The sequence below is a fragment of the Priestia sp. SRI_019 genome, assembly GCF_057586255.1.
Map to the genome: position 1 here is coordinate 1 of NZ_JBYCZN010000023.1, position 2,586 is coordinate 2,586.

Genomic DNA, 2,586 nt, shown 5'->3' on the forward strand with positions numbered 1-2,586 from the left:
CTCTTTCCGGAAGACATACAAAAAACGAATCCTTGGTACACAAGGGCTCGTTTGCTTTTTAATTTTATCGGTTATGCAGCTTTTTATACATCTTTGATATGAAAGCTTTTCCTTTTGAGGTGATTGAAGCTACTATGTATAAGAAACCGTACATTTATACATATGCATGTACGGAAAAATATAGTCTCTATGTAAAAAATGTGCTATGGTTTACTCGCGGTTATATTTTGGTACTTTATAATTAGCATTTCTATTAGAAAGCTATCTCGCTTGCCAATGGCGGGGTAGCTTTTTATATTTTCTACAATCTTTACTGTGACTCCTAGTTGGAAAAACATTTGGTTAAAAGGTAATTAGAAACTTCTTATATTGTTAGTCCGTAAAGAGAGACACTTAAAGCAATCACTCTCTATTGTGAGTATACGATAATTACTTCTCAGTAATTTACTTTTGAGCAGTGGTGTTAAGTTGAATAAAGTCAGTAAAAACAAGGAATATATATTTCTTGTTTTTTATCTTCTTATTTTTTTCATAAAATTTTAAGCCAAATGCCAAGTAAGATTGTCTAATAGGTATAAAAGGAAAAAGTAGAGAGGATGAATTTCAATTATTAGGATCGTTAAAAAAGCTCAAAAAGGTAATGATAAAGCTTTTTTGAAGCTTTTTCAGACATATGAACAAGATATTTATCGGATGGCTTATGTATATGTCAAAAATAAAGACGATGCCTTGGACGTGGTTCAAGAAGTAGCATACCGTTCTTTTAAAAACATAGATACTTTAAAAAAGCCAGAATACTTTAAGACATGGTTAATCAAAATTACTATTAGGTGTGCAATCGATCATCTAAGAAAGAATAGCAAGGTCGTTCAATTACATCCAGAACATGAGGAAATTATCGGTTCAGATATTGAAGATATTCCTCTTACATTATCCCTTCATCAATTAGTGGAAGAATTAAATGAAGATGAAAAAAGTGTTGTTATTTTACGATTTTATGAAGGCTATTCTTTTAGGGAAATAGCTGAGACGTTGACCATTCCTTTAGGCACGGCCAAATCTATTTTATATCGTGCTTTAGCTAAACTTCGTAAACATGTGAAAGGCGTTGGTATTTATGAAGAATAAACTAAAACAAGAACTTGAACAAATTGAAATTCCAAAAGAATTACATATGAGAGCCAAACTCGGTGTAGAAAAGGCTAAATCAGAGCAACCAAGAAGAACGTTTAAAAAAGCAATTGTATTTCCGGCTGCCGCAGCTTTATTCCTTATAGGTTCCGCAGGTGTAGGAGCAGCGACATTTCCAAGCTTCAACCACTTACTATCTCTTGTTAGTCCCGACATTGCCTTGTTTCTTCAACCTATTGAAACCACTAGTGAAGATAAAGGAATAAAAATGAAGGTTATAGGTGCCATGAACGATGACGAAATGGCTGTTATTTACGTTACGATGCAAGATTTAACAGGTAATCGCCTTGATAAAACGCTGGATCTTTATGATTACACATTAACTGACGGGCATATGTTTAATAGCCAAATTGTTGACTACGATAAAGATACAAATACAGCCACATTACGAATTCAAGCAAATGGAGGCACAAACTTTAATAATAAAAAAATCAAATTGCGAATAAGCTCTTTCCTTAGCCAAAAGCATAAGCATGAGGGAATCAAGATAGATACTGATCTGTCGGAGCTAAAGAATAAAAATGTAGATACAATCTCTCTTAGCACGGATAGTACATCCGGTGGAGGTGGCGAAATTACTGACCAACTCGACACGGGAGAAAGTATAGAAATCTTAAAGCCTAACGAAACCATTCTTTCTCTGCCAAAAATAAAATTTATGCATGTATCAAATATTGGATTTGTGAATGGTCAACTTCACGTTCAAACAAAGTGGTCCGATGAAGATATAGATAGCCATGGAGATTTTTATTTAGTTGATCCTTCCGGAAAGAAGATAAATGCTGCTTCTAAAGTCTATTATGGGGTAGATAAATCAGGAAAAACCGTTTACGGAAATAACTATGTGGAATATATTTTTAATGCAAATAATGAAGATTTTAGTAAGTTAAAATTAATGGGAGACCTTGTATCTAACGGTAATTTTACAAAAGGTAATTGGAGCACTACATTTAAACTGCATTCTGTAGAAAATGAAAAGAGTGTGAGCTTTAATGAGGACTTTGGCAGTTGGAAAGCAACTAAAATGACCCTTTCATCACTAGGTGTAACGCTATACGGAAAAGGGCATTTTAAAGACACTGATAACATAAAAGTGAGTGTTAAAATGAATAATGGCAGCAGTCAATCAATCGACTCGTTACAAAACTTTAGTGACAATAAAAGTGTTAAAGCTAAATTTCTATCTTCTTCTCCTTTAGATTTATCAAAAATCAAAGCAATCAATGTAAATGGTACACTTATAAAAGTATCTAGATAAAAAAGTAAAGCTAAGTTTCTTAATCTTATGATTAAGAAACTTAGCTTTTTTATTCTTCACTATTTTAAGGGTTAGTTTAATATTAATTTATTAAGATTACAACAGACACCGTCCGTAAAAGTATACTTTTACGGACT

The 2,586-nt window shown here is 32.8% G+C and carries 2 protein-coding genes; both read left to right on the forward strand.

Annotated elements, in window-relative coordinates; translation table 11 throughout:
• Positions 1–600: 600 nt before the first annotated feature.
• Positions 601–1,128 carry an RNA polymerase sigma factor gene (locus tag AC2YJL_RS27570; RefSeq protein WP_251569137.1) on the forward strand — a complete coding sequence of 176 codons (528 nt, stop codon included), beginning with the start codon at positions 601–603 and terminating at the stop codon, positions 1,126–1,128.
• The gene (locus tag AC2YJL_RS27575) at positions 1,118–2,449 is read left to right on the forward strand and encodes a DUF4179 domain-containing protein (protein ID WP_251569073.1); all 1,332 of its coding nucleotides are present in this window, start codon (positions 1,118–1,120) and stop codon (positions 2,447–2,449) included. Before AC2YJL_RS27570 ends, AC2YJL_RS27575 begins: the two co-directional genes overlap by 11 nt.
• Positions 2,450–2,586: the final 137 nt, after the last annotated feature.

Bases quoted from the DNA above. Each gene is read 5' to 3' on its own strand.
- AC2YJL_RS27575 (WP_251569073.1), top strand. From the start codon at position 1,118: ATGAAGAATAAACTAAAACAAGAACTTGAACAAATTGAAATTCCAAAA.